This window comes from Saccharospirillum alexandrii, from assembly GCF_043641555.1.
Lineage (GTDB): Bacteria > Pseudomonadota > Gammaproteobacteria > Pseudomonadales > Natronospirillaceae > Saccharospirillum > Saccharospirillum alexandrii_A.
On sequence record NZ_JBHZRJ010000001.1, the window covers coordinates 1,337,909 to 1,344,619 of the forward strand.

The following is a 6,711-nucleotide window of genomic DNA, read 5'->3' on the forward strand; positions in this document are numbered from 1 at the left end:
ATTGGTGTACACTGAGACTCCGTTTTCTATCGAGCAGAGTTGATCAACATGACCTTGCACCGTGACGAGCTGACTGACTACCTGAACGACTATCTGGCGGTTGCCCGGTTCAGCGACTATTGCCCCAATGGCTTGCAAGTTGAAGGCAAGACCGACATCCGGCGGCTGGTGACCGGGGTTACCGCGAGCCAGCGCCTGATAGACGAGGCCATTGACCGGCAGGCCGATGCCATTCTGGTTCATCATGGCTACTTCTGGAAAGGTGAGGCGGCGCCACTGACGGGTATCAAGCGCAACCGGCTGGCCGCTTTGCTGGCGAACAACATCAATCTCTATGCCTATCACTTGCCGTTGGATGCCCATCCGGAGGTTGGCAACAACACTCAGTTGGCGCGTCTTATGGGGTGGAACGTTACCGGACAAATCGACGACAGCCTGGTGATGCTGGGAGAGGTTGACGGCGAGCACACCGGCGCCAGCCTGCGCCAGCAATTGTCTGAGGCGCTGGAGTTCGAGGCGTTGCACATTGGGGAGTCAGAAGACCCGATCGAGACCATTGCCTGGTGCACCGGGGCGGCGCAGGGGTTCCTGCAACAGGCTATTGATGCCGGTGTCGATGCGTTTGTGTCCGGGGAGATCAGTGAGCCGACAGTGCACCTCGCCCGTGAAAGCGGCGTGCACTATTTTGCAGCCGGGCATCACGCCACGGAGCGGGGAGGGCCCGCAGCGCTGGGCTTGCACCTGGCGCAACGGTTTGGCTTATCGGTGGAGTTTATCGACCTGCCCATTCCAGTTTAGGCACCGGTACCCGGCAGGATGCCAGCTTCTGCCGGCATCCTGCCACGGGCAGGTCAGTCTTCGATGACGCCTTCATCGCGCAGCAGTGCAATCACCGCCCTGGGGTTGGCATCCTTGATCTTGATGCCAAATGGCGCGTCCGATTCACCGGCGATAATCGCGATCAGCCCGGCCGCTTCCAGGTAAGGAGCGACCGCCAGCGCATCGTCTGGCCGGATAATGGCACTGACGTGACCCAGATCGAACAAGGCCCGCTCGATTTTCACCGCCTGCTCGGCAGCATTCTCCACGGCAAGCACCAGTGATACCGGTTGCTGACGGTACCGGGCCCGACGTTCGTTTTCGCTGACCGGGTGGCTGTCTGACACATCGGCGGCACTCTCGATCATGCCGGCACCGACGGTGATGTTGCTCAGCCGATCTACCACTATGAAGGCTCCCGTAGCCCGGTGACTGCGATAGGGGTCGGCAACAATGGTTTTGTTCAGTTGCAGTCGAACGTCACCAATGCCATTCAGAGGCAAGGTTTCGGTGTCGATGGTGTTCAGGCTGTTCACGTCGATCTGGCGATCGAGGCGGGTGAACTGGCCGGTGGCCGTCTGGGTTCCCACTTTAAAATCGTACTGTCGACCCGGCACCATGGCATCGTCGTGCATCCACACCAGCTTGGCCTGAAACGCCTGAGCGACCAGCGGCGACTGGTTGGCACCGACCAGCATGTCGCCACGACTGATGTCGATTTCGTCGGTCAGCGTCAGCGTAATGGCCTGGCCTGCATGTGCCCGATCGAGATCACCATCGAAGGTTACAATGCGCTCCACGGTGGAGGACAAACCGCTTGGCAGCACGCTGAGTTTGTCGCCGGGTTTAATCTCACCAGACGCCACGGTGCCGGCAAACCCCCGAAAGTTGAGGTCGGGCCGGTTGACGTACTGCACCGGCAAGCGGAACTGGCTCTGGTCGCTGTCGCGGTTGATCTCCAGGGTTTCCAGCAACTCGATCAGCGTTGGGCCGGGGTACCAGGGAGAGCGTTCACTGAGCGTGACCACGTTGTCGCCATCGAGGGCGGAAATGGGCACAAAACGGATATCTGGCAGCGTCAGTTGCTCGGTAAAGGCCAGGTAATCAGCCTGAATCTCTTCAAAGCGTGACTGGCTGAAATCCACCAGATCCATCTTGTTCACCGCCACGATCACATGTTTCAGGCCCAACAGGCTGGCAATGTAGCTGTGCCGCCGGGTTTGGGTCTGCACACCGTAGCGCGCATCGATCAGGATGATCGCCAGATCACTGGTGGAAGCACCGGTCGCCATATTGCGGGTGTACTGTTCATGCCCCGGAGTGTCGGCAATGATGAACTTGCGCTTGTTGGTCGAGAAATAGCGGTAAGCCACATCAATGGTGATGCCTTGCTCACGCTCGGCCTGCAGACCATCGACCAGCAAGGCCAGATCTATCTTTTCACCGGTGGTGCCAGACTTGCGGCTGTCTTTTTCGATTGCCGCCAACTGATCTTCATAGATCATTTTCGAGTCGTGCAGCAGTCGCCCGATCAGGGTGGACTTGCCGTCATCGACGCTGCCGCAGGTTAAAAACCGCAGCAGTTCTTTCTGTTCATGTTGCTTCAGGTACTCATCGATGTCCTGAGCAATCAAATCGGACTGGTGTGCCATGGGTCTGTATTCCTCATGCATTGCGCCTCTAAAGCCTGTTGGCGCTCAAACAAAATCGGTCGGTTGAATCAGAAATAGCCTTCCTGCTTTTTCTTTTCCATGGAACCTGATGAATCGTGGTCGATGGCGCGGCCCTGACGTTCACTGGTGGTGGTCAGCAGCATTTCCTGAATGATCTCGGGCAGGGTGGTCGCCGTTGATTCAACCGCGCCGGTCAGCGGATAACAGCCGAGGGTTCTGAACCGCACCGACTTGTGCTGAACTTCTTCATCCGGGCGCAGCTTCATGCGGTCGTCGTTGATGTTCAGCAACATGCCGTCGCGCTCAACAACGGGACGTTTGGCCGAGAAATACAGCGGGACGATGGGGATGGACTCCAGGTGGATGTACTGCCAGATATCCAGCTCTGTCCAGTTGGACAGCGGGAATACCCGGATGCTTTCACCCCGGTTGATCTTGCCGTTGTAGATGTTCCACAGCTCCGGACGCTGATTCTTAGGGTCCCAGCGATGGTTCCGGTCGCGGAAGGAGTAGACGCGCTCCTTGGCTCGGGACTTCTCTTCATCTCGTCGGGCACCGCCAAATGCCGCATCAAAGCGATGCAGGTCCAGAGCCTGTTTAAGCGCCTGGGTTTTCATGATATCGGTATGTTTGGCGCTGCCGTGGTCGAACGGGTTGATGCCCTGGCGAATGCCGTCTTCGTTGCGATGGACGATCAGGTCGAGATCATACTCCTCAACCAGTCGATCCCGGAATTCGTACATTTCCTTGAATTTCCAGCCGGTATCGACGTGCATCAGCTTGAACGGCAATCGCCCGGGGAAAAAGGCCTTGCGCGCCAGATGCAGCATGACGGCGGAGTCTTTGCCGATGGAGTAGAGCATGACCGGGTTGTCAAACTCGGCCGCCACTTCACGAATGATGTGGATGCTTTCGGCTTCAAGCTGTTTGAGATGGGTAAATACGTCGTGTGACATAGTTCGTCCAGTACAGAAGTGATCTGGGCGAACTATATCAAAGCTTTTTGTTATTGTTGTTAGGCTTTTAAGAACGTTTGGGAATAGATCTATCGCGACTTTTTAGAAGCCGTTTCCGGTTTGGTGCCGGCGGGGGTCTCACCTGCTGCAGCATCGGCTTCTTCTACCCGGGTGAAACCAAAGGATTCCGACAGCATGCCAATGTCTTTGGGGGTTTTGGTGGCGTAGTCTCTGGGCATGTCAAAGTCACTGCTGCTTGCAGCGGGCTGCGGGGCCAGGTCCTGCAGGTCTTCACCACCGGCACGGGCCGATTCCAGGCGATACTCGGGAGCGACCAGTTGGTCGGCGCCCTGGTTCAGGTGGTCGCGGATGCTGGCATAACTCTGATTCAGATTGTCGATCAATTCTGTGGTGCGACTAAAGTGCTCGGTAACGTTGATCTGGTAGTTCTGATGCTGGCGCTTCAAATCCTCCAATTGACGCTTCAGTCCATTGGGGTCCTCTCCCTGTGCCTTGCCCCACAGACGGCTCAAGACCGCACCGGCGAGCAGTGCTATGACGATTATGACGATGAAGGTGATCCAGTCCAGTTGCAGCATTGTGTTCTCCATTAAGCCTCTTACCAGACACAGTATAGATGAAGCAATGTGTCTGTTGTGCTGCCCCGGCGGGCAGTGAAGTCAGTATAAAGCCTTTAAAAATGCATGGCGTGAGAAACATTTGTGCCTGACAGTCATTGATTGTGCAAATGGTTCCCGTAAAATTCCGACCCCTTCACACCCTGCCCGGAGCACCGGATGAGCACACCCTGGACGCGATATCAGGCCGATCTTAGCAAAGAGGGCTTCTCCCATGATCCGGCTCAGGAAGAAGCCGTCAAGGCATTGCAGCAACTTTACGACCAATTGATAGCTCAGCGTGCCGACGAAGCAAGCATCGCCGGGCGCCTGACCCGGATGTTTCGCAAGCAAAATGAGCCGGTGACCGGCTTATATTTCTGGGGCGGCGTGGGACGCGGCAAGACCTACCTGATGGATACCTTTTTTGACACCCTACCGTTTGATGATAAGCGGCGCATGCACTTTCACCACTTTATGCGACGCGTACACCGGGGTTTGAAAGACCATCGTGGTCAAGCCAATCCGCTTGAAGGTGTGGCTGAGGAGATCAGTCACGAAGCTCGGGTTCTGTGTTTTGACGAGTTTTTTGTATCCGACATTGGCGATGCGATGATTCTTGCCAATTTGCTGCGCGCCTTGTTCAAACGCGGGGTGACTCTGGTTGCCACCTCCAACATTGAGCCTGATGGCCTCTACAAAGACGGCCTGCAGCGCCCACTGTTTTTACCTGCCATCGACCTGGTTAAAAAGTATACCCGGGTGATGAACGTTGATGGTGGGGTTGATTACCGCCTGCGGACGCTGACTCAGGTAAAAATTTTTCACACCCCTGCCGATGCAGCAGCAGAAGCGTCGCTGGCGTCCAGTTTTGAGAAGCTGGCTCCTGATCTGGAGGCGGTTGAAGAACAGCAATCACTTGATGTGCTTGGCCGGAATATCAGGACTCAGCGGTTGTGCGAAGACGTTGTCTGGTTTGATTTTGATGCGCTGTGTGATGGACCCAGAAGTCAGAACGACTATATTGAAATCGCCCAGTGCTTCCATGCTGTACTGATCAGTAACGTCCCCGTGTTTCATGGCAAGAACGATGACAAGGCCCGGCGCTTTATCAATCTGGTCGATGAATTTTACGACCGGCAGGTGAAACTGCTGATGAGTGCTGAGGCAAACATAGAGACCCTGTACCAGGATGGGCGTCTGGGTTTTGAATTCAGACGAACGGTCAGTCGTTTGCAGGAAATGCAATCGGAGGAATACCTTGCCAAAGCGCACCGGGGGTAATTCCGCAGCCAGCTCTTGTGAGCTGGTTCTGTCAGACCTGCATCACCGGATAACCGGAGTAAGCTCGTCCATTCGTTCGGTACTTCCGGAGCTGGACAAACGCTATCACCTGTTGTTTCTGGCCAGTCGTTCCGAGGGTAATGTTGTTGCCCGGTCTTTATGGGAAGGCTTTCGAGTTATGGCCCGTCCACCTGCCGGGCGTCCGTTTCGCATCTGGCATGTACGGCGTAATAATGAAATGTTCTGGGGGATTCTGGCCCGGGATGTAATGAGAATGCCGGTAAAGCTGGTGTTTACCAGTGCCGCCATTCGCCGTCATAGCTGGTATCCGAGGCAATTGATCGCCCGTATGGACTCCGTTATAGCCACCAGTGAACGGGCCGCCTACTGCTTGACTGACGTAGCCGCCGTAGTGCCGCATGGTGTAGACATTGAGCGGTTTGAGTTAAATGGTACAGCCATTGAAAACGGCCAGGCACAACCATGGAGCAGTTACACCCGGCGTCTGGGCATTATAGGACGGGTGCGACCCGAGAAGGGGACGGACCTGTTTGTTGATGCGCTCTGCGCAACCTTACCGAATCATCCGGACGCCTGTGCTGTTATTGCCGGGAAAGTCACGTCCCAATACCAGGGGTTTGCGCGCCAGCTTAGGGAAAAACTGTCGGCGGCCGGTGTGCTGGAGCGCGTGTTTTTCCTGGATGAAGTCAGCTCAGATCAAATGCCACTTCTATATAGCCAACTTGATATCGTCTGTGCGCCTGCCCGGTATGAAGGCTTCGGGCTGGTTCCCATAGAGGCTATGGTGTCCGGAACAGCGATTATCGCCAGCAGGACAGGTGCCTATGAGGCGATGGTGGACGAAGCTGAGTCTGGCTTTCTGGTTGACCTGGAGTCTTCACCCCAGATTGCCGAGGCGATTGAACGATTGCTGACCTCTCCTGACTTACTGAATCGTCTGAAACAGGCGGGCCGGCAAAAGGTGCGTGACCAGTTCAGTCTGAATAACGAAGTAGCGGGTATTTCCCGTGTCTATGAAACATTATGGGATCAGGGTACATAAGGGGCTTGACTGGGGAGGCCGCATCTTTATAATGCGCCTCCGCTGTGACCGAACAGCGGCTCCAACCAGCCGAGAGGCGAGATGAAGTGAAAGCTCTAAAGAACTGATTCTAAAGAACATTTCTTAATAAAAGAGTTGACACAACGGAGCGGAGGCGTAGAATACGCGCCTCTTCAAACGACAAGCCCAACGCGCTGTCGTCGATCTTTAACATTGGGAATCAAGTAATTCGTGTGGGCGCTTGTAGGTCGACGCTGAATCACTCTGCTTATTGAGCTTCACTTCGGTGAAGGGATTGA

At 55.5% G+C, this 6,711-nt stretch carries 6 protein-coding genes; 3 read left to right on the forward strand and 3 right to left on the reverse strand.

Translation table 11 applies throughout. The annotated features are described in order from the left end of the window. Positions 1–48: 48 nt before the first annotated feature. Positions 49–798, forward strand: coding sequence for a Nif3-like dinuclear metal center hexameric protein (locus ACHUE7_RS05865; RefSeq protein WP_394169130.1), 750 nt, complete (start codon positions 49–51; stop codon positions 796–798). Positions 799–851: 53 nt separating this feature from the next. Here ACHUE7_RS05865 and cysN read toward each other — a convergent pair whose 3' ends face one another. From cysN to ACHUE7_RS05880, 3 genes are all read right to left on the reverse strand, one after another. Then, positions 852–2,471 carry a sulfate adenylyltransferase subunit CysN gene (gene cysN, locus ACHUE7_RS05870; RefSeq protein ID WP_394169131.1) on the reverse strand — a complete coding sequence of 540 codons (1,620 nt, stop codon included), beginning with the start codon at positions 2,469–2,471 and terminating at the stop codon, positions 852–854. 68 nt (positions 2,472–2,539) lie between these two features. Continuing rightward, positions 2,540–3,448 carry a sulfate adenylyltransferase subunit CysD gene (gene cysD, locus ACHUE7_RS05875; protein ID WP_127556288.1) on the reverse strand — a complete coding sequence of 303 codons (909 nt, stop codon included), beginning with the start codon at positions 3,446–3,448 and terminating at the stop codon, positions 2,540–2,542. 89 nt (positions 3,449–3,537) lie between these two features. Beyond that, the gene (locus tag ACHUE7_RS05880; protein WP_394169132.1) at positions 3,538–4,059 is read right to left on the reverse strand and encodes a Z-ring associated ZapG family protein; all 522 of its coding nucleotides are present in this window, start codon (positions 4,057–4,059) and stop codon (positions 3,538–3,540) included. Between the two features lie 186 nt (positions 4,060–4,245). On the opposite strand from ACHUE7_RS05880, the gene zapE reads away from it, so the two are divergent. Next, positions 4,246–5,349, forward strand: coding sequence for a cell division protein ZapE (gene zapE, locus ACHUE7_RS05885; protein ID WP_394169133.1), 1,104 nt, complete (start codon positions 4,246–4,248; stop codon positions 5,347–5,349). Further along, complete coding sequence (locus ACHUE7_RS05890; RefSeq protein ID WP_394169134.1) at positions 5,327–6,412, forward strand: glycosyltransferase family 4 protein; 1,086 nt, start codon at positions 5,327–5,329, stop codon at positions 6,410–6,412. The genes zapE and ACHUE7_RS05890 overlap by 23 nt, the downstream gene beginning before the upstream one ends. The last annotated feature ends 299 nt before the right edge of the window (positions 6,413–6,711 follow it).